Origin of the sequence: Dysgonomonas sp. 25 (assembly GCF_010501075.1) — a bacterium.
Taxonomy (GTDB): Bacteria; Bacteroidota; Bacteroidia; order Bacteroidales; family Dysgonomonadaceae; genus Dysgonomonas.
Genome location: NZ_QVMN01000025.1, coordinates 1 through 554 on the forward strand (window position 1 = coordinate 1; position 554 = coordinate 554).

General features: G+C 34.1%; 1 pseudogene. It reads left to right on the plus strand.

What is annotated here, in order from left to right:
• A pseudogene (locus D0T66_RS16265) lies at positions 1-291 on the plus strand (mobilization protein); the annotation flags it as partial.
• Positions 292-554: the final 263 nt, after the last annotated feature.

Genomic DNA, 554 nt, shown 5'->3' on the forward strand with positions numbered 1-554 from the left:
TTGAGGTGGGCGTATTTTTGTCTAAGCACAGGGCTTTCACAGGAGCAAACAAAGCAATTACTAAATAACCAGCCTATAACTTTTACTGGTAAGCTGTATTCGAAAGAGCATAATAAGTATTTCGACTTAACGGAGGCGAAAGTTTCTTTTATTAAGGATAGTCAAACAAGCAGATATGTTTTAACAGTAAACAACACACCAATTCAAACGTGGTTCAAAGCTGAAAATAGTAGATTGATGCAGAATTTGGGTGTATCGGAAAATACAGAACGCAAGGGACGGAAAGTGTGAGTCTCATTTTTTATCAAATTTACTGCTTATAAATAACAAGCTCCTTTATATTAGTTATATATAGGAGCTTGGATTTTAGTCATGATTTTTCTGAATCATCATCAATATACATACTCCATTTCCTTTACTTGCTTTGATAGCTGAGGCTGTATTTGATTTTGAGTATTTGGATTGTCTAAGGTAAAATTAAGTTTAGATTCTACTTCGCTTATCTCCGCCTGTACTTTTTCATTGAGGATTTTAGCGTATATCTGTGTGGTTTT